Below are 25,015 nucleotides of genomic sequence, written 5' to 3'. Positions count from 1 at the left end.
GTATAGGGTCGAGTCTAAGGGGACCCAATGAAAGGTGAGGTGATTAAGATTAATTTTGATGAAAATAAAGTGAGGGGCAGGGCAGTTCTCGTAGCCCTGGATATGTACAGAAAAAAGGGAGAGGTAACTTTGGAGGATTCCCTGAATGAGCTGGCTGAGCTGGCTCATGCAGCAAACTTTCAGGTTATAACTACCTTTACCCAGAGTAAGGATAAGCCGGAACCAGGAACCTACCTTGGGAAGGGAAAGATCGAGGAGATACAGGCATTTGTCCATGGCAATGGTATCGATATAATCATCTTTGATGATGAGCTTGGGGGGATACAGATACGTAACCTAAATGAGATCTTTGAGACGGAGATCATGGACAGAACGGCTCTTATCCTGGATATCTTTGCAAGCAGAGCTACATCCAAGGAGGGAAAGCTCCAGGTAGAACTTGCAAGCCTGAAATACCAAAAACCAAGGCTTATAGGTATGGGGGATAAGCTTTCCCGTACTGGAGCAGGGATAGGGACAAGAGGTCTGGGAGAGACAAAGCTTGAGCTTGACAGAAGAAATATCGAGGAAAGAATCACCAATGTAGAAAGAGCTCTAGATGAGGTTAAAAAACAAAGAGAGGTCAGAAGAAAGCAGAGAAAGAAGAGCACTACTCCTAGTGTGGCCCTTGTGGGGTATACCAATGCAGGAAAATCCACTATTATGAACCTCTTTATGGAAATGGATGAGGAAAATCCAGAGAGAACTATCTCTCCAGCAAAGGATATGCTCTTTGCTACCCTGGATCCCTTCCACAGAAAGGTAAAGCTCAGGGATAACCTGGAGTTTATCCTTGTAGATACGGTAGGTTTTGTAAGTAAGCTGCCTCATACCCTTGTAGAGGCCTTTAAGTCTACTCTGGAGGAGGTAGAGGAAGCGGATCTTCTTCTCTATGTTACAGATATAGCCAGAGAGGACGCAGAGCACCAGTTAAAGGTAACCAGAAGTGTAGTGGAGGACCTGAATACCGAGGGAACCCCTCATCTACTGGTTTACAACAAGATAGATAAACTGGATGAGGAGACCCTAGAGGGAAGGAAGTCTGAAGATTCAGAAAATACCATGTATATCTCGGCTACTGAGAGAAGCGGCATCAACGAGCTTATCGATAGGATAGAGGGAGAACTCTTTAAGGGAAATAAAAATCTCACCCTTCTCATACCATTTAGCAGGGGAGATGTATCCTCCTACCTTCTGGGGAATACCAAGGTGATCAGCCAGGAATATACTGGTGAGGGGCTTCTCATAACTACTTCCCTGAAGCAGGAGGATCAGAACAGATACAAGGAGTTTATTGTAGAGGATTAATTTGTAATTTTTAAAAGATACCGGGAGGGAAGTATGAAGAGATTATTTAGCTGCATTTTGCTGGCAGCACTTACAGCCTGTACTTCTATACCTAATTATAAAGTCGATTCACAGACTCACAGGGCTACTGCCTACAATGAGAGGGTTAGATTTATAGTGATACATTACACCGCAGGAGGGGATGAGAGCTCCATAAGAGCCCTTACAGGACCTCATGTGAGCACCCATTACCTCATTACCAGCAGGGGAGAGGAGCCCATATATAAGCTGCTTCCAGAGGCGAAGAGAGGGTGGCATGCGGGAATAAGTGAGTTTCAGGGAAGGACAAATCTCAACGATTCCTCGGTGGGAGTTGAGATAGTGAATCCCGGTTATAGAGTAGAGGGTGAGGAGAGAAGATTCTACCCCTATACCGAGGACCAGATCTTAAAGGTAGTACACCTCTTAAGAGATCTAAGCAGCAGGTACAAGATAGACCCCACAAGGATAGTGGGGCATTCAGATATTGCCCCAGATAGAAAACACGATCCGGGACCATACTTCCCGTGGAAGAGGTTATATAAGCGGTATGGTATAGGAGCATGGTATGATGAGGCAACCTATAGCAGGCACCTCAATCAGGAGGAGTATGAGGCACTTACTGTAGAGGAGGTCCAGGATCTTTTCAGAAGCTATGGTTATCCCATGAGGGTAGACGGGGAGTGGTCGGAATACAATAAAAAGGTTGTAAGGGCTTTTCAGATGCACTTCAGACCGGCAATCTATGACGGAGAGATGGATCTGGAAACCTATGCTATAATAAGGGCATTAAATGACAAGTATGTAAAGTAATACTTAACTATAGAAGGAGTTGAGAGGATGAGTATTTTAAAGACAGCAGCTCTGAGGCTAAAGGCCAAAAAGGGGAGCGAGTTTGATGTTAACAAGGAGAAGGCTATGGAACTCCTAGGAGACGAGGATGTAAGGGTGCTAGATGTGAGAACAGCAGAGGAGATAGCCAAGGTAGAGCCTCTTGTAGAGGACGTTATTATTATGGATTACTACTCCGATGATTTTAAGGAGAGGTTAGCGGAGCTCCCTAAAGATCCTACATATCTTGTGGTCTGAACGGGAGGCGTAAGATCACTAGGTGCTTGTGAGATGATGAAGGAGTTAGGATTCAAAAAGGTATATAACCTTAAGGGAGGACTGAAGGAGTTTAAGGACTGCAGCGACTGAGGTTAAACTATAATCTTCCGGTGGAAGAGATCAGGAAATAAAAAAAGGGATAGATCAGGTAAGTGCTCCTGAATCTATCCCTTAACTTATTATAGGCTTGTTTTGTTGATCTTAGCAAGAGCCAGCTGGTGAGCGTCGATCATTGCAGTATTTGCGTTAAATGTCTTAGCTCCCTCAAAGAATCCGTTCATAAGAGTCTGCTGGTGCTCAGTGATGTTCATCTCAATCTGCTCCTTAGTGATAGTTCCAGCCTCATAGTCAGCCATTATAGTATCAAAGGTAGTGTCAAAGATCTCATCGTATAGGTCTTTTTCCCAGTTTTCTAAATTCATTCTATATCACCTCATAATTATGTTTTGTTAATCCCTACTTATCTAATAAACTATCATGTTATCTGTATAGTGTCAATCTTTAATTGTGTGCCTTTTTTCTCTAAATCTATAAATAATTCAGTGGGAAATCTACAGGATGAAAACCGAACGACTGTCAAGGAGGAATAACCCATAAACTCAAGGAAATAGGGAGAAATATCGGAAAAATACGAACAGTGTACTAAAATCATAAAAAAAATCCTTGCAAATAAAAATTCAATCTGTTAATATAACTTCAATCAAGATTCGGAGAAGGCCCGAGATCAGGGAGATAAAAAAAGAGGAGGCAGGAAGATGAGAGATATGAAGAAGATAGAAAATAGAAAATTAAATACTGCCAATTCTTTCTGGTACTTTTATTACTTTATAAACACGGATTTGTAAGCTGGATAATCATCCAAGGACAAATCCGTTTTGTATTATACAAAATAAAAGTGGATTTGTACCAGGGATTATATTTTTATTAACAACAGCCCTCAGGTACATAACCTGGGGGCTTTTTATTTTATAGGATAATTTCTAGGAGGGGCACTATGATAGTTAAGATGAAGAAGGAAGCAACAAGGGAGCAGATGATTCATGTGGAGGAGATCCTTGTAGGCAAGGGGTTTCAGGTAAGGGATATATCGGGAATTGAGTATGGTGTAATTGGAGTGGTAGGAGATACCTCCAAGATAGATGTGAGGGATGTGGAAGCCCTTGTGGGGGTAGAGAAGGTTACAAGGATTCAGGAGCCCTTTAAACAGGCCAACAGAGTATTCAGAGGAGAGGACACAGTGATAGAAGTAGGAGACATAAGGATCGGCGGAGGAAACTTTACAATTATGGCGGGACCTTGTTCCGTGGAGAGCAGGGATCAGATTACAGAGGTGGCAAGAGCAGTAAACGCCAGCGGAGCTCAGGTACTTAGAGGAGGAGCATACAAGCCCAGAACTTCACCATATGCTTTCCAGGGAATGGAGCTAGAGGGATTGGAGCTTCTAAAGGAAGCCAGAAAGGAAACGGGAATGCCGATAGTTACAGAGCTCATGGCACCATCCTTAGTGGAGAAGTTTGATGAAGATGTGGATATAATTCAGATTGGTGCAAGAAATATGCAGAACTTCGATCTTCTAAAGGCTGTGGGGAAAACAAGGAAGCCTGTGCTACTCAAGAGGGGGATGTCAGCAACAATAGAGGAGTGGCTAATGGCTGCTGAATACATCATGGCAGAGGGAAATCCCAATGTAATCCTATGTGAAAGAGGGATAAGAACATATGAGAAATTCACAAGAAATACCCTGGATCTCAGTGCAGTCCTTGCTGTAAAGAAGCTATCCCACCTTCCGGTAATTGTGGATCCAAGCCACGCCACAGGAAAGAGATGGATGGTAAAGGACCTGGCCCTTGCAGCGGCAGCAGTGGGAGCAGACGGTCTTATGATAGAGGTGCACAACGATCCTGAAAACGCCCTATGTGATGGAGCCCAGTCCCTGACTCCAGAACAGTTTGAGGATACTGTAAGAGGGGTAGAGCAGATACTGAATGTAGTTGGAAAGAAGATGTAGGCAGCTTATGGGAGAGAGAAGAGTAACTATAGTGGGAATGGGGCTCATGGGAGCCTCCATGGCAGAGGGACTGACCAGGAAGGGTTACAGAGTTTCCGGGATAGATGTAGACAGAAGGGCTCTGGATTACTGTAGAGATAAGGGGATTATAGAGGAAGGATATGAGAGACCCGAGGAGATCCTGGGAGAGACGGATCTTCTCATAATGGCTATCTACCCCAAGGGAATGATTAAATTTATTGAGAAATACAGGGGAGAATTTAAAAAAGGACTTGTGCTTACAGACATATGTGGTATAAAATTATCTTTTGTGGATGAGGTACAGAAGCTCATGCCCCAGGGGTGCCAGTTTGTGGGAGCTCATCCCATGGCTGGAAGGGAAAAGACAGGAGCGGAACACGGAGAACCCGAGATCTTTTTAGGTGCCAACTTCATAGTGACCCCCACAGAGAGAAACACAGAGGAGGGAATAGCAGCTGTGGAGGAGATAGCCAGGGACCTCTCCTTTGGGAGGATAAGCAGGTTATCCCCAGCAAGGCACGACAATATGGTGGCCTTTACCAGCCAGCTGACCCATGCCATTGCAGTGGCCCTTGTAAACAGCGACAGAGATGAGGATACCTACTCCTTTACCGGAGACTCCTACAGGGAGCTCACAAGGATAGCTATGATAAATGAGGAGCTGTGGAGCGAGCTGTTTCTGGAGAACAGGGAAAACCTCATAGGGAAGATAGAGGATTTTCAGGAAAAGTTAGAAGTAATAAAGGGAGCTCTCCTATCTGGAGAGGGCGAAATACTAAAGAGGGAGTTTAGAAGCTCCACAGCTAGAAGAAAACAACTAAGGGAAAAAAGGAATGAGGTGGATCTATAGATGAGATTGGAGATAAGTCCGGTAAGATTGGCAGGAGATGTGGTGATACCCCCATCAAAGAGTCTATCCCACAGGGCAATTATAGCTGCTGCCATGGCAGAGGGGAGAAGCAGTGTTACAAATTTGAAGTTTTCAGAGGATATAAAGGCAACTACAGAGGCAATGGAGTCCCTGGGAGCTAGGTTTCAGGTTGGAGAGGACTATGAAGTAATAGATGGAGTGGACAAGCTCAAAAGGCTGAAGGATGAGATACAGTGTAGGGAGTCGGGCTCTACAATAAGGTTTATGATACCAGTGGCTCTTCTCGCCCAAGGAAAGGTAACCTTTAAGGGAGAGGGGAGGCTCTGCAAGAGACCTTTGGGGACATTCCTGGATATCTTTGATGAGCAGGGAATATCCTACTCCAAGGGAGAGGATGAGCTTCCTCTAACAGTGGACGGGATGCTGAAACCTGGAAGGTTCAGGGTGCCCGGGGATATCAGTTCTCAGTTTATTACAGGACTTCTCTATGCTCTTCCAAAATTAGAGGGAGACTCTGTGATAGAGATAAGCTCCAAACTAGAATCCAAGGGTTACATAGACCTTACTCTGGATGTACTGGCTAGTTTTGGAATAGAAATAGAGAATAGAGATTATAGGGAGTTTCACATAAGAGGAAAGCAAAAATACAGAGCAAGGGACTACAGGGTAGAGGGAGATTACTCCCAGGTGGCCTTCTGGATGGTAGCCGGGGCCCTTGGAAGTAATATAAGGTGTCACGGAATGAGGCTGGAATCCCTTCAGGGAGATAAGGCTATCCACGGTATCCTCAAAGATATGAAGGCAGAGATGACTGAGGGAGAGGTAATTACTGTGAAACCATCAGAGACTCAGGGAACCGTCATAGACCTGTCCCAGTGTCCGGACCTCGGGCCTATCATAACTGTCCTTGCTTCTCTAAGCAGGGGTAAAACGGAGATAGTAAATGCCAAGAGGCTGAGGATAAAGGAGTCGGACAGGATAACCTCCATGACCACTGAGCTGAATAAGCTGGGGGCAAGGATTACCGAAACCGAGGAGGGGATGATAATAGAGGGAGTGGAGACACTCCAGGGAGGAGTTACTGTGAGTGCATGGAATGATCACAGGGTGGCTATGGCCCTTGCAATGGCAGCTACAAGATGTGAGAAACCCATTATCTTAGAGGGAGCTGAATCTGTGAAGAAATCATATCCGCACTTTTGGACAGAGTATGAGAGAGTAGGCGGGAAAATTAAGGAAGTATAGGAGCATAGACTATGAAGGACTTAGAGGACTGGAGAAGAGAGATAGACAGAGTAGACGGAGAGATAGCAAAACTCTTTGAGGAGAGGATGCACATTGTAGAGGGAATAGCCAGGTATAAGCAGGCCAATGGCATGCAGGTGCTAGACAGTGCCAGGGAGGATGCTGTTATCTCTAAAAACCTTGGGAGGATAGAGGATCAGGGACTGAAGGAGTACTACAGGCAGTTTTTGGTTGAGATGATGAATATCTCAAAGGAGTATCAAAAAGCTATCCTTAATATAGGGGAGGATGTGGCCTATCAGGGAGTAAGGGGAGCATTCAGTTATATTGCCATGAAGAGGCTCTTTAAGGATTCCCCAGGGAAGCCCTATGCCACCTTTGAGGAGGTATTTTCTGCAGTGAGTTCCGGTGAGGCAAGGTATGGAGTTGTTCCAGTGGAAAACTCATATACAGGCGAGATCGGAGAGGTCTTCGATCTCCTCAAAAGGTATGATTGCAGGATAGTAAAGACCTATAATTTAAAGATAGATCAAAACCTCATTGGAGTAAAGGGAAGCAGGATAGAGGATATAAGGGAGGTCTACTCCCATCCTCAGGGCTTTCTTCAGAGTGAGAAGTTCTTAAAGGGAAGGGGCTGGAAGCAGGTAGATTATGGGAATACCGCTGCCAGTGCCAAGTATATAAGTGAGGTTGGAGATGTAAATAAGGGAGCCATTGGAAGCGTGGAAACTGCCAGACTCTATGATCTGGAGGTCCTGGCTGAAAATATAAACACAACCGACAACAACTATACGAAGTTTATCGTCATATCCAGGGAGGAGCTGAGGCCTGGTAGTGTATTTTCCCTTCTTATAACTACAGAGCACAGGATGGGAGAGTTGGCCAGGATCATAAAGAGTATAGAGAGGTATGGCTACAATATGCTGAATATAAAGTCTAGGCCAATAAAGGATATCCCCTGGGAGTACTATTTCTATATCGAGCTTGAAGGGGATGTTGTGAAGGCTGGAGATCTGTTGAGGGAGCTGGAGGAAAACAGTAAATACCTCAAGGTAGTGGGAAGTTACAGCAGATAAAGGGGGAAAGCATGAGGAGCATAATCGCAGAGAGGTCGAGAGAGAAGAGGGTAGAGGACAAGGTTTTTACAGCAGCTAAGGCAGCTATGGATGCTGTGGCTGAGCATGGAGACAGGGCAGTAAATGCAACTCTTGGAGTACTTGTGGATGAGGAGGGAAAGCTTGTAACCTTTGATGAGGTATGGAGTACATACCTCAATCTAGATGTAGCCAAGGAGCTGGCTTCCTATTCCGCTTCCTTTAAGGGAGAGGGAGAGTACCTAGATGAGCTTCAAAGGTGGGTTTTCAGAGGTATAGACAGAAGGTTTCAGTCAGATGCTGTGGCAACCCCGGGAGGAACCGGTGCTGTGGGATCTACATTTAAAAACTATCTGGATCCGGGAGAGGAGATACTACTTCCCCATATTGGGTGGGAACCCTACTGGATAATGGCTACAGAGAATGAGTTTACAGTGTCTGAGTACAAGCTCTTTGACGGGGAAAAGTTTAATCTGGAATCCTTCAAGGAGAAAGCTTCTAAGATAATGGAGAAGCAGGGGAAGGTTATGGCAGTAATAAATGACCCCTGCCATAACCCTACAGGCTACAGTCTCACTATAGAGGAATGGCAAAAGCTGGCTGGGTTCCTAAATGAGCTTTCAGCCAAGGGGCCTGTGATCCTTCTAAATGACATCGCTTATATAGACTTTTCTTATAAGGGGATTGAGACAAGAAAGTATATGGAGCTCTTCAACAACAATACAGAAAACTTTTTGGTTATACTGGCGTTCAGCATCTCTAAGACTCTTACAGCCTACGGTTTAAGGACCGGAGCTCAGGTGGCTATAAGTACCTCAAAGGAGGTAGTGGAAGATTTTGTGAGGGCCAATGAGTTTACAGCTAGGAGTATGTGGTCTAACGTTCCCAAGGGAGGAATGAAGCTCCTCTCCAAAATATTTTCTCAGGAGGAGCATCTCAATAAACTCATAGAGGAGAGGCAGGGATATGTGGAGCTTCTCAGAGAAAGGTCTGATATATTTGTAGGGGAGGCTATAGAGGCAGGACTTCCTATGTACCCGTATAGAGATGGATTCTTTGTGACTTTAAAGACTTCAGGAGCTAGTGAGCAGGAGAGGATCTACAAGAAGCTTAAGGAGAAGCTCATATTTACAATAAAGGTAAATGACGGAATAAGAGTAGCAATATGCAGTCTTTCCAAGAGAAAGATCAGGGGACTGGCTGCAAGGATGAAGGAGGCATTTGATGAATAGTTTTGGCAGTTTATTCAGGGTATCTATCTACGGGGAGTCCCATGGTGAAGGTGTAGGTATCCTTATAGATGGCTGTCCCCCGGGAGTTAAGTTTAGCGAGGAGGATATGCTAGAGGACCTTGCAAGGCGTAAAGCTGGGGGAGCAGGTACAACCAAGAGGATAGAGAGCGATTACCCTAAGATTATGTCTGGAGTGTGCAATGGCTACACCACGGGAGCTCCCATAAATATCTTCTTCAACAATGAAAATACCAGATCTAAGGACTACTCCCTCTTTAGAAGAATGCCAAGACCAGGGCATTCAGATTTTGTTGCTGAGCACAAGTACAGTGGTTACAATGATATCAGGGGAGGGGGACACTTTTCCGGTCGTCTGACTCTGGGGCTTGTTGCAGCAGGAGTGTTGGCTAAGAGGGTAGTAGGTGATCTCCAGGGTGGAGGTATAGAGGTCCAGGGAAGACTTGTAGAAGCTGGTGGAGTAGATGTAAGGGAATATACAGGGGAGCAGATGGAGCTCTATATGGAAAGGATCCAGCAGGAGGGAGATTCCATTGGCGGAGTTATTGAATTTACAGCTAGGAATATGCCCATAGGTCTTGGAGATCCATTCTTTGGTTCCCTGGAGTCTGTCATGTCTCAGATGATCTTCTCTATTCCTGCAGTGAAGGGGATAGAGTTTGGTGCAGGGTTTGAGGGTTGTAAACTAAGGGGAAGCCAGCACAATGACAGGATTATGGATAGAGAGGGGCATACTGCCTCCAACAATAACGGTGGAGTAAATGGGGGGATAAGCAATGGAAATGATGTAGTTTTCAGAGTGGGAATAAAACCTACATCCAGTATATTTGTCCCTCAAGAAACCTATAACTTTGAGGAAAAGAAAATGGATGAGCTTCAGATAAAGGGGAGACACGATTCATGTATAGCCAGAAGAGCTGTAGTTGTTGTGGAAAATGCAGCAGCCATCGTTTTAGCCGATCTTATGCTAAGAGCCAGGGGGATAAATAAGAATATCTTCAAATAACATTGCTATAGGAAAAGGAGCCTTGGAATTAAATCACAGGCTCCTTTTAAATTTTATTCGGTTAGGGTAATTACAGTAGCTTTGGGTCTTGTCATAGATTCGATGCTGTACCTGATTCCCTGAGTTCCCATACCAGAGGACTTAACTCCCAGGAATGGAAAGTGATCTGGTCCTCTCTGGGTCTTGTTGTTGATGTGGACAGTACCTACCTCTAGCCTGCCAGCTATGGAAAAGGCTCTGTCGATATCCTTGGTAAAGATAGCTCCCTGGAGACCATACTCCGACCTGTTGGAGATCTCTATGGCTTCCTCTACAGACTTCACCCTTATTATAGGGAGGACTGGCCCGAAGGGCTCCTCCCAGGCAATATCCATATCCAGGGTAACGTGGTCAAATACCACCGGATAGATGAGGTTACCCTCCCTTCTTCTTTCCGTTAGAGGTACTCCCCCCTTGGCTATAGCATCATCTATGAGCTGATCTACAAAGTCAGCGGCCTTTTTATCTATAAGGGGAGTAATTACAACTCCTTCCTCCATGGGGAGACCGCTCTTGAGCTTTTTCACTTCTTCCTCTACACAGGCAACAAGCCTATCTGCAACCTCCTCCATTACAAGGACTCTCTTAACAGCTGTACACCTCTGACCAGAGTAGGAGAAGGCACCACTTACAATATTCTTGGCAGCTTTTTCAATGTCTGCATCCTCTAGGATGATAGCTGCATCCTTTCCACCAAGCTCCATTACAAGGGGTATCATCCCTGTAAGTTTGGCTATGTGCTGTCCTACATCGGTACTTCCAGTGAAGCTCACCATATCCACTCCCTTGTGGGAAACCAGGTAGTCACCGATTACACTTCCCCTTCCTGTGGCAGTGGCGATAACACCCTCTGGGATTCCGGCGTCTACCAGTGCTTTCACAAGCTCAAGAGCTGAGATAGCTCCCTGGGTAGGGGGCTTGAAGAGTACAACATTTCCCCCAATAAGAGCAGGGGCCAGCTTGCTGGCAGAGAGGTTTACAGGGTAGTTGAAGGGAGCAATGGCAAGGACCACTCCCAGGGATTCCCTTGTGACGATGGAAATCTTATTTCTAGATCCTCTGTCAAAGGAGTCTCCCACAAGAGTCTCCCCCTTGAGCCTCTTTCCCTCCTCAGCAGTATATCTAATAAAATCAGCAGTTCTTACAACTTCGGAGATACAGCTCTTATAATCCTTTGAGATCTCCATAGCCATGATCCTGGCTATCCCTTCAGCTCTCTCCTCCAACAGGTCAGCAGCCTTAATTAGGAGCTTGGCTCTGTCATCGATACTTGTTTTCTTCCAGGCTATAAAGGCTTCCTTCAGTCCGGCAATGGCTTTATCCACATCTTCCTGGGACATAGCTGGAACACTTCCCACTAGGGAGTTATCCACAGGGGAATATATCTTAATAGTTTCGGTCATATAATTTCCTCCTTAAATAGAGTAGGGATGATCCCTCAATTAACAATATATATAGCACATAAAAAGTTCTAAATCAATGAATTCCTTATCTTTCTTATAAAGAATTTTGAAGGAGTATGTTTTTGGAAGAAAACTTATAGTTTTAATACATGATTGAAGACTGGGAGGTGTGAGAATCTCAGGAAGGGGACTTTATATAGAGATTAGTTGTTATTTTTATAACTATTTGCATTTGGTGTACATTTTAAAATCATTAAGTTTTATTTTAGATGTAATACAATGGAAAAAAATCGGTTAAAAATCTTGACTATATGGAAAGGTGAACTATACTCTTAGTGTATTATAGTTTTACGGGAGTATATATCTATGAATAGAAGTGTATTTGTACGTAGAGTAACTTTAAAATTATTTTTTAAATATCTCGTCCTACTCATCCTTCTTCTTCTTACTATTTTTGGTTTTTTAGTGGCTGTGGAAAGGGATAAGAATATTAAGATACTGGAGAATGATCTGAGAAAGAGGAACTACATAGTAAAAGCAAAACTTATCGATAATGTAGTAGCCAACCTCAGATGGATAAAATTTTATGGGGATTTTGAGACCTATAGCAGGCTCATAGATGAGTCGGTATCGAGGGGAAGTGATCACCGAAGGCGGGTGGTGGATAACCTTCTTCAGAGCAATGACAGTATCAATGGCATAACCCTACTGGACAGGAGGGGAAGAAGATTGAGGGACTTCTCCAAGGGAGGGAAGGAATTTTCCGGGAATGAGCTCGCCGACGAGGGAAGGAAGAAGCTGTTAAGCTTTAAGGACAGAACTGTTTATATTGAGTTTAAAGCTTATTCATATAACAGGCTGGATATGGAGTTTTACTCTCCAATATTTGAGGAGGAAAGGCTGAAGGGATTTATAGGAGTAAGCTATAGTTTAGATGATTTTTTCAAGGGGTTTAAGGTGGAGTTTAAGGATGTCTTTGATACCTCCCACCTGGGGATAATAAGTAAGGGGAATAACAGCAGGTATAACTACTTCTCCCTGGATAACTCCCTGGATGAGGTGCGGAATATTTTAAATTCCACTCATACAGTATCTGTACCATTTAATCTTGGAGAGGGACTGGCGGTATCTCTTTCAAAATACTTTGACAGGGTAGTCCTATCAGAAGCTTTTATTGGGAGGGGGAGGCTTATCTCCTATATCCCAGATGAAAAGATAGATGAATTTTTAATACTGTCTCTCAAGAAGTATCTGGCCTTCTCTGTGATACTGCTTATTATGACTGTGGCTCTCTTGTGGCTCTACAGTGTGGAGAAGGTGGAGAGGATAGGAACCCTAAAGACCCTTAGAAGAAACAATGGGAAGCTCAGAAAAACCCTTCAGACCAAGGAGCTGTTATTTTCCCTTATAGGTCACGACCTTCGTTCCCCCTTTACCTCCCTTCTGGGAGGATTTCAGATGCTCAATAGAAGGTATGACAGGTACAGCAGGAATGAGGTAAAGGAGATGGTAGACGGAATGAGTATAAGCTGTATGAAGCTATATACCCTCACTGAAAATCTTCTCAGGTGGTCCACGCTGCACAGAAAGAAGATGGAGTATGTTCCGGAGACAGTGAAGTTAGAGGAGATCTTGCAGGAGTACCGGGATATATTTAAGGTACAGCTGGAGGGAAAGGGAATAGACCTAGAGCTCAGTGTAGCAGGGGAGGGAGTTATTCACTCGGACAGGAACCTTCTGGAAGCCACTATAAGGAACCTTCTCTCCAATGCCATAAAATTCTCCAAACCAGGGGGAAAGATAAGGATATTCACAGAGGAGAGTGAGGAGAAATTGCATCTCTCAGTGGAGGACAATGGAGTGGGGATGCCAGAAAGGGTTAAGAGAAACCTCTTTAGCGGAAGGTATAACTCCACCCTGGGAACTTTAAATGAAAAGGGGATAGGTCTGGGGCTCTTTATTGTAAAGGAGTTTACCAAGCTAAATAAGGGAGACATATCCTTTGAAAGCCACCAGGGGGAGGGGAGCAGGTTTACAATATCCCTACCCAAGGCCTAGAGTGGTTAAAAGTTCGGTATAGGTTAGGATATAGGGAAGCTGTCCCAAGGGACAGCTTTTTTATTTTTGAAGGGTGAGAGTAAAAAAATCTTTGAATTTATTGGGAGATAGTTTATAATTTTAGCAATAGACGAATAATTTAATTGAGGTTAATTTGGGAGGAAGTATGAAATACGGAGAAAAGATATCCTTTGAGATGAGGGAGAATAATAATGTGGTAGAGGTCAGTGTGTCCGGGATACCCGAGGGAATAAACATTACTCCTATCGATTTTGGAAGGGATCTTGCCAGAAGAATGGCAGAAGGGGTGGAGTTAAACCCAGCTGAGGAGATAGATGTAGTTCAGGGGATAGATGATGAATTCACAACTGGAGAGGACGTTAAGTTTATCTACAGAGAGGGAAATAAGAGTTCAGCTATGATCCTTGTGGGAGTCCTTGCAAAGAAGGTCCTTGGAAGGGATATTACAGCTAGAGCCAGCGAGGTAGGCGGAATAAGCACAGATGAAAAGAATGGAAGCTATATCCAGGTGGCTCTTCAGAAGATGGCCATGGAGAAGGACTCACTGGGAGGAGTAGTGGAGTGCAGCTTCCCGTGGGATATAGATATAGATGAGCTAAAGGCTGATTTTTCAAGTGTGTTATTCCAGGTTATTCCAGAGGCTTCAGCTATAGAGTTTGGTCACGGAATAAAGGGTGTAAAGGAGAGCGGGAGCAGCCTGACTCCGGCGCCTAAGAGGATATCTGTAGCCCTTCTTCCAGAGAGGAATGGAAAGGTTCCGTGTTTGGCTACTACTATGGATGTTGTTATAGAGGCTATAGCTAATATAGTTGTGGCAAATCGTTAGTAAACATTTAGTACTTTAAATAGGGTTATGATAATAGAGTAACAGTAAAAAGGCCAGGGAATTCCCTGGCCTTTTTAAGTTAAAATTTATTTAAGATCTCTTAAGGTATCTGGCGAAGGATTAATTGGAAGCCTTCACTGAAAAGTTGTCTATAAAATTTCCCACAGAGGAGCCTCCAACTGAGGAGACAGCAGCTATAGAAATTTTTGTAGAGGTTTGCCCCTCTGGAACCACATAGGTACCAGTATAGGTTCCCCACTGGCTATTACCGTCCTTCATGGTTTCCAGCACGACTCTGTTTTCTCCAGAACCTATGTATATCTCAGCAATGTCCTCTCCAGATCTTCCCCTGTGGCTAATAGACCATGTGAGAGTTGTTCCGGGGATCGTTTCTATCTCCTGATATATAGTGGAAGGGCCATTACCGTTAAGCTCTACAAAGTAATCTCCATCTACTGCCTCCACGCCCTGAAATCCGCTCTTCCAAAGTTCTATCCTATTGTCTGGGTAGGTAGTCTCCCATCCTTCTATCAGATTGGCATCTACCGATCTCCATGTACTAATATTTAATCCTGAAACTTCAAACCCCGGGTTGACTGCATACTCCTTTGTAGGGTCCACAGGGGATGTAGGTTCCCCATCCCAGATTTCATTGACTGTATCCCCAGTATAGATACCATTCGAAAGGTTGGCATATAGCTCACCTTTTTCTTTGAGGTAGAGCCATCCCCCCGCATCTGTCCTCTTCTCATAGATGGTGTTATTCTCAGTGAGGTTTTCATGAGGAGGTGTTTCCGGAAGTTTAGACTTGGAGTAGAACTCTGAGAAATCTTCAAGATTATCCTCCTTATCCTTTAATTCAGGATAGCTTTCATTTTTTACATTGTACATCTCTATAGCTGTACGCAGGTTTGCAAGGTTTGACCTAACATTTGCCACCTTTGCTTCAGATGTTGCATCGGTATATCTGGGCAGAGTAATGGCTGCTAGTAGTGAGATGATAGAGATAACGATTATAAGTTCAATTATGGTAAAGCCTTTTTTCATAGTTTTCTCCTCTTAATCTTTCATATAGATGCTCCCATATGAATATCTATAAGCTAAGATTTTCATAAAAATTATATCTATTTTATTTGAGAAGAGTAACATTTTTACACGATAAAATCAAATTTTAAAAATGAACAAACCAGACATAAGCTGTTGGATAGAGAAGAAGGGAAAGCTGAATGTATCCTTGAATCTAAGGCTATTCGAACAACTTTTTCATGGAATAGATTTTAAAGGACCGGTAAAAGTATCCCCAGACGAAGGCGGTTATGATACCTTTTACAATTGTATCTGTATATAGAGTTGTAATCGAAAGATAGTTATCGATTAATATAGAGGTAATCCCCTCCACAGTCAGGGAGGAGAAGGCACCCAGTAAAAAATAGACCCCATTATAATCAGGATCCTTCCTAGCTCTATCAGCAATCAGTATAACGAATACTGTGGGAATGTACTCGACAATAAAGGAAAGGATGGCTGAGCCTTTAATAAGGGGTTCATTGGAGATAACGATCAAGTCGACTAAAAGAAGGGGGAGTACAAGGGCAAAAATAAACAGATCTATGCCGCTCTTTATAGTTTTTACTTCATTGCCTTCAGTGAAGATTTGTTTGGTAATATCCTCCTTGGCTTCTCTATATTTAGCATCGTTTGGTGTAGTTTGATTTCTCATGGCATTTCTCCCTAATATTAAAATTTAAAAAAAGCTGCGTTTATCCTCAGATGTAAGTTCTATATTTTTGTTGAATGAACTACAGAGGATATTGATATCATCGATATTCTTTAAACTTCTCTCAACCATGGGTTCATCTCCCACGGAAAACTCCACTAAGCAAAAATCATTCTCCTTAAATTTGAACTCCAAGGAGATGTCCCTATATCCTATACTATATAATTTTGGCTCCCCTATGGCCCTAGCTCCAAAAAGGTGAAATAGAAGGCCTCCATAGGTTATTGTTTTTCTGATTTCTTTTAATTCCTCCAACCTCTTTGTTAGCCTGCACCTCCTGAGGTGGAATGTTATAGATTCTTCCGATATCTCGATTTCTTCCTTGTAGCGATTAACTGTAAATGTATTCATGCTTCCTCCTGTAGAGCTTTAAAATGACATTTGATTTTCAGATTTTTAAAAAATCATTCCTACAATAGATAACTGATGAAGACTTTTATACTCCTTTTATATGGTAAAGTCAATCCCTTTAAAGCTGTACCTAAGGATATGAAGTGACAATTCTATAGGAGGAATGAATGAAGGTGACTGTGGATCTTAAAAGGTATCGGGTAGCTTAAAAAGTTGGCAGAAATGTCGGTAGAGACTTTTTTTAAAACAAACGGTTGACCTTACGGTATGATAGGGGATTATATTAAGGGAGAGAAACAATCCCTAAAAAATATTCTTTAAAGCAATGTTTTAATAGAAAAGAAAGGATTTTGAAAGGGATAGGTGGAAAAGTTTGTATAAGTAGTTTAAAGGAAGTGGTACTATGAATATTTTTATAAATATACTTATACAGATAGTGGGGGGACTGGGGTTGTTCCTCTATGGGATGAGGGTAATGTCTGAAGCTGTAGAGGAGATAGCAGGTTATCGCCTTAGAAAGTTGATATCTCAGATGACCTCAAACCTCTTTAGAGGGATTGTTGTGGGAGGTGTTTTGACTGCTGTTCTTCAGTCTAGTTCAGTGACCACAGTTATGGCAGTAGGATTTGTAAATGCAGGACTTATGACCCTAAAGCAGTCTCTGGGAGTGATATTTGGGGCAAATATAGGATCTACTGTTATCGGCTGGATACTGGCTCTGGAGGTAACCAAGTATGGACTTCCCCTTTTGGGAGCAGGAGCCCTGACCTATCTCTTTAACAGCAAGACCCGAAGAAGAAAGCAGGGACTTGCTATAATGGGGCTGGGAATGATCTTCCTGGGCCTTTCATTTATGAAATCAGGTGTTAAACCTCTGAGAGATATGCCGGAGTTTATAAGGTTCTTCTACCTCTTTTCTGCAGAATCCTACAGGGGAGTAGTTTTGGCTGCCTTAACTGGAACTATACTTACAGCACTCCTGCAAACCTCATCAGCAACGGTGGGAATAACCATGGCCCTTGCCAGTCAGAGGGCTATAAGTGCGGAAACGGCTGTGGCCCTGATTCTGGGTGGGAATATAGGAACAACTATAACAGCTTATCTGGCTTCTCTGGGGGCAGAGCTAGAGGCCAAGAGGGTTGCCTACGCCCATATCCTCATAAAAATAATAGGTGTAGTTGTAATCCTTCCCCTCTTTTACCCCTACTTAGAGTTTGTGTCAAAGTTTATAGAACCAGAAAGGAGTATCACAAAGTATATTGCCCTTTCCCACACTATATTCAATGTGGGTCTTGTAATTATCTTTCTTCCATTTACCGATATTTTTTTAAGGGGATTAAATAGGATGGGAAGCTCAAAAAAGATTGAACAGAAGCTCTATGTAAATGAGTGTATCTATAAGATTCCCTCGGTAATCCTGGAGAAAGGAAGGGAGGAGGTGTTGCAGATGCTGGAGCGGCTTGTGGCGGATATCAACCTCTTCTTTGAACTTCTATCCTCCACAGAAAGAGATGGAAGGGTAGAGGAGATATTTCAGGGGGAGAAGTATCAGGATAGAAAGATGGAGGGTATCCACCAAGAACTCACGGAGCTGTTAAACTGTATAAGTTCCCAAAGAATCTTAAATGAAGCCAGGATGATAATGAAGATCGCAGATGAAATGGAGTCCATGGGGGATTACGGGGCAGGTTTGGCAAAAGTGTATATAAAGATTAAAAATTCAGAGACCTACATCGATGACAGTGGTATAAAGAATATTGAGATATGGCACCTGAATATCATCAGTTTTCTGAGAGACCTACAGGAGATAATTACAGGGGAGGAGTATGAGAGGCTGAGTACTCTGAAGACCAGGTGTAATCAGGTGTCAGCAAGGCTTTCAGTAGTGGATCCCCTGGAGAAGAAGGACAGCTATGCCGACCATATTGTAATGGAAATCCTGGCCAAGTACAGGAGGATTAACAGGCATATTATCTATATAATAGAGGGACTGGAGAGCTATCTACTTTATTCCAGGGATAGAAAGGAGTAGTTTTACTTATTCTGTGAAGAGATATTCAGCGAAGAAAAAAATAAAAGGATGTAGGGGATTACCCCTACATCCTTTTATTTAAATAACTTTTTAAGCTTACTCCACAGATCATCCTTTGAAACACCCAATAACCTTCGCAGTTCATCCTTTTTTCTCCCTACTGGGCACATACTGCACATTTTAATCTTGCACCTTGTACAGCCACTATCTAGTTTAGTCAGCTTCTCCTGCGGGGTCATCCTACGCTCTCCTTACCTTGGGAAAGGTCTTTACTTCCTCTATCTCCCCTAGAAGACACTTGAGGTCGCTCTGCTTGCAGTTGGCGCTGGCAGCTACTATAGCCCCCTCTACAATGGGAGCATCAGCTATAAAGGTAGAACCTCTCTTCTTTTCATCCAGCATATCGATGGCTTTCATAGCATTTTGTACTGAACTACCCAGATCGCAGAGAACTATAACTCCCCTTCCGTTGTGGACCTTCTTGATACATTTATATATTTTTTCAGGGTCGGTTCCAAGGGAGGTGTCTCCCAGTCCACTTGCATTGATCATGGGGAACTTTATTCCTGAGGAAGAATACATATCCGATGCAATCTTCATCACTTCTACACCAAGGTGGTAGCTGTGTGAAACAATAACGATTCCTATCATAAATCTCCCCTCCTTTTTATTTGACTATCCTCTTCTATTGAAGCTTCTTCTAGCCCAGCTCATCCAGTGGGGCCTTGCTATCATAGCACGTCCCACAGCCACAAAATCAAGGTGATTGTTTTCAATAAGCCAGCTAGCCTGTTCCTCTGTCTTAATCTTTCTGACCCCGATTACAGGGATATTCACATGTTTTTTTATCTCGGTTCCCATATAGACAACCCAGTCCAGGGGAAACTCCTCTGGTATATCCACCTTTACCTCGGTCTTATACTCTGGATCGGGAACACCGCTGGATACGTGAAGAAGATCCACTCCCAGCTCCTCTAGATACTTTGCAATCTCAATCCCGTCGGCCAAGTGGGGTTCATTTCCTCCCATTCTGTATCCCAGGATAAAGTTCTCATCGAAGAGATCTCTCGTCCTCTCTATAAGAAGTCTGTTGAAGGTCATACGTCCCTCAAAGCTCCCGCCGTAGATATCCTCTCTTGTATTCCACAGCCTGGAGTTTAGCTGAGAGATGAGGTAGGTGTGGGCTCCGTGGATCTCTATTCCATCGAAACCGCATCTCTTGGCCCTTCTGAATGCCTCTATAAACTGATCTAAGATCTCGTCCAGCCTCTCCTTGGAAATTGTGGAGATCTCCTCCTTAAATCCGGCATGGTGGATCTGTATAAGTGCCGGAACGCTGTGTTTTCTGCACACATCGGCAATTTTCTTCAGGCCGGGAATAAAGTCATCCTCCCAAATACCAATCTGATTGTCCCTTAGCTTGGCATCCTCAGCTACACAGGAAGCCTCTACAATAACCATTCCTACGCCATTAAGGGCAATATCTTCATACCAGTCAACCAGCTCCTGGGTAACATAGCCATCCTTCTCCACAAGGGAAAATCTAACCATGGGAGGAAGTACTACTCTGTTTTTTATCTCTATATTTTTTATCTTTGCAGGGGTGAATATATTTATCATTAACTACTCCTAAAACTATAAATTATTGAATAAATTTTTCTTATATTTTAGCATATTTCCCCGGGTTTTTATATGTATTTTGTCAAGGAAAAAAAGAGATTTAAGTTGAGTATAAGTTGCACTTATCTACCAAACCCAATACAAAGTCCTATAATTTATTAATATAAAATATTTTTCTTAAAGAAAAAATAAAAGAAAACCCTTTAAAAATAGAGATATAGAGTAGAAAGAACAGGGGAAATATGATATAATATTTTGAATTTTTAATTGATTGAGGAGGAAACACATGATTTCAACTAGTAATCTTTCTATGAGTTTTTCTGGAAACAAAAAACTATTTAGTGATGTAAGCGTAAAGTTTACTCCGGGAAACTGTTATGGATTAATAGGTGCCAATGGTGCAGGAAAATCTACTTTTGTTAAGATACTTTCAGGAGAGATATCTCCAACAGAGGGAGAGGTAATCTTAGACAAAAAAAAGAGTTTAGCTGTACTTAAACAGGATCACTTCGCCCACGAAGAGGATGTTGTAATAGATGTAGTAATGATGGGACACGAAGAGTTATATGGTATCATGAAGGAGCAGGAGAGAATCTATGCTGACCCTGAAGCTACAGATGACGACTATATGAGAGCCGGAGAGATGGGAGAGAGAATCGAAGAGCTTGACGGATGGAGTGCTGAGACAAATGCAGAGAAGATGCTTACTGGTCTAGGTATCGGAGCAGACCTTCACAGAAAGCTTATGAAGGAGCTTACTGAGCCTGAAAAGGTAAAGGTACTTCTTGCACAGGCGATCTTCGGAGAACCAGATGTATTACTACTGGACGAGCCTACAAACGGACTTGATATCAAGGCTATCAGATGGCTGGAGAACTTCCTATTAAATATCGAAGACACTACTGTAATCGTAATATCTCACGACAGACACTTCCTAAACAAGGTATGTACTCACATTGCAGATATCGACTACGGACAGGTTAAAATGTTTGTTGGAAACTATGACTTCTGGTATGAGTCAAACCAGCTTATGGCAACTCTTATCAACAACAAGAACAAGAAGCTTGAGCAGAAGAGAGAGGAGCTTAAGAACTTCATCTCAAGATTCTCGGCAAATGCATCGAAATCAAAGCAGGCAACTGCAAGAAAGAAGCAGCTTGAATCACTTCAGCTAGAGGATATGCAGGTATCTAACAGAAAGTATCCATTTGTTGAGTTCAAGTCGGACAGACAAGCTGGAAACAACCTTCTAAAGGTAGAGAACCTATGTAAGACTGTAGAGGGAGTAAAGATCCTGGATAACGTAAGCTTTACTATAAACACTGGAGACAAGGTAGTATTCCTTGCTAAAAACGATATAGTGAAGACTACACTACTTTCAATCCTTGCTGGGGATATGGAAGCAGATTCTGGAGAGATAACTTGGGGAGTAACTACATCTCAGGCTTATATGCCAAGGGATAACTCTAAGTTCTTTGAGGGAGTAGATGCAGACCTTATCGACTGGCTAAGACCATACTCGCCAGATCAGCACGACTCATTTGTTAGAGGATTCTTGGGAAGAATGCTATTCTCTGGAGAGGACGCTATGAAGAGTGCTAAGGTACTTTCTGGAGGAGAGAAGGTAAGATGTATGCTTTCTAAGATGATGCTTAGCGGAGCTAATGTACTTCTATTCGATAACCCTACAGACCACTTAGACCTTGAGTCGATCACATCTCTGAACAAGGCGTTAATTAAGTTTGACGGAACTATCCTTTTTGGAGCTCACGACCACGAGTTTATTCAGACGGTAGCAACTAGAATTATCGAGATCACACCTAAGGGACTTGTAGACAAGCTTACAGACTACGATTCATACTTAGATGACGAAGCAACTCAGGAAAGACTAGAGGAGCTTTACTCGTAATTGAAATAAACTTAAGATAAGAGGACTGAACCTTCCTTGTGGGAGGCTTGGTCCTTTTTTATATAGGGGGTACATCTACTTTACTTTAAAGTGGTGCAGAAACAAGGATGAAATTATTACACTATTATAACAACTTTTAAAACTTAGCAAATTAATAAAGAATTTTACAAAGGTATTGACAGACAACTATATAGGGGCTAATATCATACTACAAATTTAGGAATTTGTTATAATTATGTCTAAAAAGAAAAAAGCAGAGTGGAAGGTGATAACTATGGAAGAGATGAACAGAATAAGGAAGATGTTGGAGGACAACGCATACACAATAGTAGAAAATTTTCCTGGGAAAAATGAAGTTAACCTTCGACTTGGGATACATATGAGCTGCCCTATACTGGAGTGTCAGGCATCGGATAGAGAGGAATTAAGGCTGCTCTTAAAGGGACTTAACTTCAGAATTATGGTGAGGCAGAAGGACGACGGTATCGTTCAATTTATAATAAGAAAATAATTTTTAAAAAAACCTGTTGACACAAGTCAGGAATTGTTTTATACTTGTTTTGTAATAATTACAAAGTTGTAAGAAATTGAAAATTAAAAATAAAACATGAGACAGGGAGGAATTTAAAGATGGCAACTTCATTAATCAACAAGAAAGTAGAAGATTTTAGAGTACAGGCTTACCACAACGGTGACTTTAAGGAGATCACCCACGAATCATTAAAGGGGCAGTGGAGTGTATTCTTCTTCTACCCAGCAGACTTTACATTTGTTTGCCCTACAGAGCTAGGAGACGTAGCAGATAACTATGAGAAGTTTAAGGAGATCGGTTGCGAGATCTACTCTGTATCTACAGATACTCACTTTGTACACAAGGCATGGCACGATTCATCTGAGAGTATTCAGAAGATCAACTATCCAATGCTAGCTGACCCTACAGGAGCTCTTTCAAGACAGTTTGGTGTAATGATCGAGGAGGAGGGACTTGCTCTTAGAGGTACATTTATCGTGAACCCAGAGGGGGAGATCAAGGCATATGAGGTACACGACCTTGGAATCGGAAGAGATGCAGATGAGTTACTTAGAAAGGTTCAGGCAGCTCAGTTTGTAGCAGCTCACGGAGATCAGGTGTGCCCAGCTAAGTGGAAGCCAGGAACAGAAACTCTTAAGCCTAGCCTAGACCTAATTGGTAAGATCTAAGAAGATCTTTAGAAGTCATTGAGAGGCACGAAAGTGCCTCTCTTTTTTAAAACGAAGGATTTTATAGAAAATTGATACTTAAAAGAAATCTCATAGGATGAGAAACTTTTAGGATGAATTATCAGTAAAATAAAAATAATAACTTGAGGTGATAGATATGGAGCATATATACGACGTAGTGATAATTGGAGGAGGACCAGCAGGGCTTTCAGCTGGAGTCTATGCAGGAAGAGCAAAGATGGACACGGTAATTATCGAGAAGGGAGCTCCAGGAGGTCAGGCAGCAACTACCTCTGAGATAGCAAACTACCCGGGAATCATGGATACCACAGGACCTAAGCTTGTGGGGGAGATGCATGCCCAGGCTGAAAGCTTTGGAGTGAGCTTCATAAGAGGAGAGGTAGTGGATGTAGATTTTGAGGGAGATGTGAAGGTTATTAACCTCAACGGAAGAAAGGTTCTGGGAAGGTCTGTTATCATAGCAACCGGGGCTAAACCGAGGAAGCTTGGATTCACTGGAGAGAAGGAGTTTACAGGGAGGGGAGTAGCCTACTGTGCTACCTGCGACGGAGAGTTCTTCACAGATCTCGAGGTATTTGTAATAGGAGCAGGTTATGCAGCTGTGGAGGAGGCTATGTTCCTCTCTAAGTTTGCAAGCAAGGTGACTATTATTGCAAGGGAGCCTGAGTTTACTTGTGCCAAGTCCATAGTGGAGAAGCTGGATGACCATGATAATATAGAGGTAAGGTTTAATACTGAGATCGTGGAGGCTTCTGGAGATGGGATGATTCAGAGAGCCATCTTTATAGATAATATTACTGGTGAGAAGTGGATACATGAGGCAAGCGAGGAGGACGGAACCTTTGGAATATTCGTATTCATAGGATACCAGCCTCAGACGGACCTCTTTAAGGGACATGTGAAGACAGATGACTACGGATACATCATCACAGATGAAAATATGAGGACCAATAGCAAGGGGATCTATGCAGCAGGAGATCTGAGACCAAAGGTGCTGAGACAGGTGGTAACAGCTGTGGCAGACGGAGCCATTGCTGCAACAGATGCAGAGAAGTATGTAGAGGATAAAAAGAGAGAGCTGGGAATAAAGGATAAACCGGCACCTAAGAAGGAGAAGAAGGAAGATAAAGCTCCTGGAGAGGGAAAGAAGGGAATCCTAGAAGCAGAGATAAGGGAGCAGCTTAAGGGAATCTTCGGAAAGCTTACAGAGGACCTGAAGATGGTAACTGTGGTAGATGAGACCAACGACAAGTCGGTGGAACTGAAGGCCTTCCTGGAGGAGATAGAGGAGCTCAGCGACAGATTAACCCTTGAGGTGTACTCCAAGGGGGAGAACCCTCAGGTAGAGGAGAAGCTTAATATAGATAAGTATCCTGCTGTGGCCTTTACAGACAGTAGGGGAGAGTATAGAAGGGTTAAGTTCCACGGTGTCCCTGGAGGACATGAGCTGAACTCCTTCATCCTGGCTATCTATAATATGGCGGGACCTGGACAGGAGTTAACGGGAAAATCCAGGGAGAAGATAGGAGCTATTCAGAGGAAGAGGAATGTGAAGGTAGCAGTATCCCTCTCCTGCCACCTGTGCCCAGATGTGGTGGTAGCAGCTCAGAGGATAGCCATAGAAAATGATAATATAGAGGCTGAGATGATCGATATCTCAAACTTCAAGGAACTGAGAAGTAAGTTCAATATTATGAGTGTGCCTGCTATTATAGTAGATGACAGCGAGATACACTTTGGAGCTAAGAGTCTAGACTCTATAGCTGATCTATTAAAGTAAGAGTCAAA

Annotated in this window: 23 protein-coding genes and 1 pseudogene; 17 read left to right on the top strand and 7 right to left on the bottom strand. The window is 43.0% G+C overall.

Translation table 11 applies throughout. The features are described 5' to 3' along the window. Positions 1-27: 27 nt before the first annotated feature. From hflX to QMG11_RS20030, 4 genes and pseudogenes are all read left to right on the top strand, one after another. Positions 28-1,347 carry a GTPase HflX gene (gene hflX / locus QMG11_RS03730; protein WP_281833565.1) on the top strand — a complete coding sequence of 440 codons (1,320 nt, stop codon included), beginning with the start codon at positions 28-30 and terminating at the stop codon, positions 1,345-1,347. Between the two features lie 33 nt (positions 1,348-1,380). Continuing rightward, positions 1,381-2,178, top strand: coding sequence for an N-acetylmuramoyl-L-alanine amidase (locus QMG11_RS03725; protein WP_281833564.1), 798 nt, complete (start codon positions 1,381-1,383; stop codon positions 2,176-2,178). Between the two features lie 27 nt (positions 2,179-2,205). Continuing rightward, positions 2,206-2,454 carry a rhodanese-like domain-containing protein gene (locus tag QMG11_RS03720; protein WP_281833563.1) on the top strand — a complete coding sequence of 83 codons (249 nt, stop codon included), beginning with the start codon at positions 2,206-2,208 and terminating at the stop codon, positions 2,452-2,454. A gap of 15 nt (positions 2,455-2,469) precedes the next feature. Further along, positions 2,470-2,565: pseudogene (locus QMG11_RS20030) on the top strand (rhodanese-like domain-containing protein); the annotation flags it as partial. An 89-nt stretch (positions 2,566-2,654) separates the two neighbouring features. Here the strand turns inward: QMG11_RS20030 and QMG11_RS03715 are convergent. Continuing rightward, a complete protein-coding gene (locus tag QMG11_RS03715; protein WP_281833562.1) occupies positions 2,655-2,897 on the bottom strand; it encodes a hypothetical protein in 243 nt (80 codons plus the stop codon). A gap of 572 nt (positions 2,898-3,469) precedes the next feature. On the opposite strand from QMG11_RS03715, the gene aroF reads away from it, so the two are divergent. Genes aroF through aroC form a run of 6 tightly spaced genes read left to right on the top strand, consistent with a single transcriptional unit; the run spans position 3,470 to position 9,970 of the window. Then, complete coding sequence (aroF, locus tag QMG11_RS03710; protein WP_281833561.1) at positions 3,470-4,483, top strand: 3-deoxy-7-phosphoheptulonate synthase; 1,014 nt, start codon at positions 3,470-3,472, stop codon at positions 4,481-4,483. Further along, the gene (locus tag QMG11_RS03705) at positions 4,467-5,354 is read left to right on the top strand and encodes a prephenate dehydrogenase (RefSeq protein WP_281833560.1); all 888 of its coding nucleotides are present in this window, start codon (positions 4,467-4,469) and stop codon (positions 5,352-5,354) included. The genes aroF and QMG11_RS03705 overlap by 17 nt, the downstream gene beginning before the upstream one ends. Then, a complete protein-coding gene (gene aroA / locus QMG11_RS03700) occupies positions 5,355-6,620 on the top strand; it encodes a 3-phosphoshikimate 1-carboxyvinyltransferase (RefSeq protein WP_281833559.1) in 1,266 nt (421 codons plus the stop codon). 11 nt (positions 6,621-6,631) lie between these two features. Then, the gene (locus tag QMG11_RS03695; RefSeq protein ID WP_281833558.1) at positions 6,632-7,696 is read left to right on the top strand and encodes a chorismate mutase; all 1,065 of its coding nucleotides are present in this window, start codon (positions 6,632-6,634) and stop codon (positions 7,694-7,696) included. Positions 7,697-7,707: 11 nt separating this feature from the next. Beyond that, entirely contained in the window at positions 7,708-8,946 is a 1,239-nt protein-coding gene (locus QMG11_RS03690) for a pyridoxal phosphate-dependent aminotransferase (protein ID WP_281833557.1), read from the top strand. Next, positions 8,939-9,970 carry a chorismate synthase gene (aroC, locus tag QMG11_RS03685; RefSeq protein WP_281833556.1) on the top strand — a complete coding sequence of 344 codons (1,032 nt, stop codon included), beginning with the start codon at positions 8,939-8,941 and terminating at the stop codon, positions 9,968-9,970. The genes QMG11_RS03690 and aroC overlap by 8 nt, the downstream gene beginning before the upstream one ends. 53 nt (positions 9,971-10,023) lie before the next feature. Here the strand turns inward: aroC and QMG11_RS03680 are convergent, their stop codons facing one another. Further along, complete coding sequence (locus tag QMG11_RS03680) at positions 10,024-11,412, bottom strand: NADP-dependent glyceraldehyde-3-phosphate dehydrogenase (protein ID WP_281833554.1); 1,389 nt, start codon at positions 11,410-11,412, stop codon at positions 10,024-10,026. A 366-nt stretch (positions 11,413-11,778) separates the two neighbouring features. Between QMG11_RS03680 and QMG11_RS03675 the strand changes: the two genes are divergently transcribed. Together QMG11_RS03675 and QMG11_RS03670 are read left to right on the top strand one after the other, a co-directional pair. Further along, a complete protein-coding gene (locus tag QMG11_RS03675) occupies positions 11,779-13,470 on the top strand; it encodes a sensor histidine kinase (RefSeq protein WP_281833553.1) in 1,692 nt (563 codons plus the stop codon). A gap of 166 nt (positions 13,471-13,636) precedes the next feature. Continuing rightward, the gene (locus QMG11_RS03670; protein WP_281833551.1) at positions 13,637-14,317 is read left to right on the top strand and encodes a chorismate synthase; all 681 of its coding nucleotides are present in this window, start codon (positions 13,637-13,639) and stop codon (positions 14,315-14,317) included. A gap of 120 nt (positions 14,318-14,437) precedes the next feature. Here QMG11_RS03670 and QMG11_RS03665 read toward each other — a convergent pair whose 3' ends face one another. The 3 genes from QMG11_RS03665 to QMG11_RS03655 all read right to left on the bottom strand — a co-directional run bounded on the left by QMG11_RS03665 (position 14,438) and on the right by QMG11_RS03655 (position 16,445). After that, positions 14,438-15,364, bottom strand: a complete 927-nt coding sequence (locus QMG11_RS03665; protein ID WP_281833549.1) for a prepilin-type N-terminal cleavage/methylation domain-containing protein — start codon at positions 15,362-15,364, stop codon at positions 14,438-14,440. A gap of 199 nt (positions 15,365-15,563) precedes the next feature. Then, positions 15,564-16,037 carry a hypothetical protein gene (locus QMG11_RS03660; protein ID WP_281833548.1) on the bottom strand — a complete coding sequence of 158 codons (474 nt, stop codon included), beginning with the start codon at positions 16,035-16,037 and terminating at the stop codon, positions 15,564-15,566. A gap of 24 nt (positions 16,038-16,061) precedes the next feature. Beyond that, positions 16,062-16,445, bottom strand: coding sequence for a hypothetical protein (locus QMG11_RS03655; protein ID WP_281833547.1), 384 nt, complete (start codon positions 16,443-16,445; stop codon positions 16,062-16,064). Between the two features lie 403 nt (positions 16,446-16,848). On the opposite strand from QMG11_RS03655, the gene QMG11_RS03650 reads away from it, so the two are divergent. After that, positions 16,849-18,477, top strand: coding sequence for a Na/Pi cotransporter family protein (locus tag QMG11_RS03650; RefSeq protein WP_281833546.1), 1,629 nt, complete (start codon positions 16,849-16,851; stop codon positions 18,475-18,477). A gap of 240 nt (positions 18,478-18,717) precedes the next feature. Here QMG11_RS03650 and dhaM read toward each other — a convergent pair whose 3' ends face one another. Together dhaM and QMG11_RS03640 are read right to left on the bottom strand one after the other, a co-directional pair. After that, on the bottom strand, positions 18,718-19,128 hold the full coding sequence (gene dhaM, locus QMG11_RS03645) for a dihydroxyacetone kinase phosphoryl donor subunit DhaM (protein WP_281833545.1): 411 nt from the start codon (positions 19,126-19,128) through the stop codon (positions 18,718-18,720). A gap of 24 nt (positions 19,129-19,152) precedes the next feature. Next, positions 19,153-20,097, bottom strand: a complete 945-nt coding sequence (locus QMG11_RS03640) for an NADH:flavin oxidoreductase (RefSeq protein ID WP_281833544.1) — start codon at positions 20,095-20,097, stop codon at positions 19,153-19,155. A gap of 286 nt (positions 20,098-20,383) precedes the next feature. On the opposite strand from QMG11_RS03640, the gene QMG11_RS03635 reads away from it, so the two are divergent. The 4 genes from QMG11_RS03635 (at position 20,384) to QMG11_RS03620 (ending at position 25,007) form a co-directional block, all read left to right on the top strand. Further along, a complete protein-coding gene (locus QMG11_RS03635; RefSeq protein WP_281833541.1) occupies positions 20,384-22,006 on the top strand; it encodes an ABC-F family ATP-binding cassette domain-containing protein in 1,623 nt (540 codons plus the stop codon). A gap of 274 nt (positions 22,007-22,280) precedes the next feature. Continuing rightward, positions 22,281-22,517: a hypothetical protein gene (locus QMG11_RS03630; protein ID WP_281833539.1), complete on the top strand. Its 237-nt coding sequence runs from the start codon at positions 22,281-22,283 to the stop codon at positions 22,515-22,517. 119 nt (positions 22,518-22,636) lie between these two features. Further along, a complete protein-coding gene (gene ahpC, locus QMG11_RS03625; protein ID WP_281833538.1) occupies positions 22,637-23,206 on the top strand; it encodes an alkyl hydroperoxide reductase subunit C in 570 nt (189 codons plus the stop codon). 157 nt (positions 23,207-23,363) lie between these two features. After that, complete coding sequence (locus QMG11_RS03620) at positions 23,364-25,007, top strand: FAD-dependent oxidoreductase (RefSeq protein ID WP_281833537.1); 1,644 nt, start codon at positions 23,364-23,366, stop codon at positions 25,005-25,007. The last annotated feature ends 8 nt before the right edge of the window (positions 25,008-25,015 follow it).

The sequence above is a fragment of the Propionigenium maris DSM 9537 genome, assembly GCF_027925155.1.
GTDB classification, from domain to species: domain Bacteria; phylum Fusobacteriota; class Fusobacteriia; order Fusobacteriales; family Fusobacteriaceae; genus Propionigenium; species Propionigenium maris.
The sequence above is the reverse complement of the archived record's forward strand: the minus strand, read 5'-3'. Positions and strand labels throughout refer to the sequence as shown.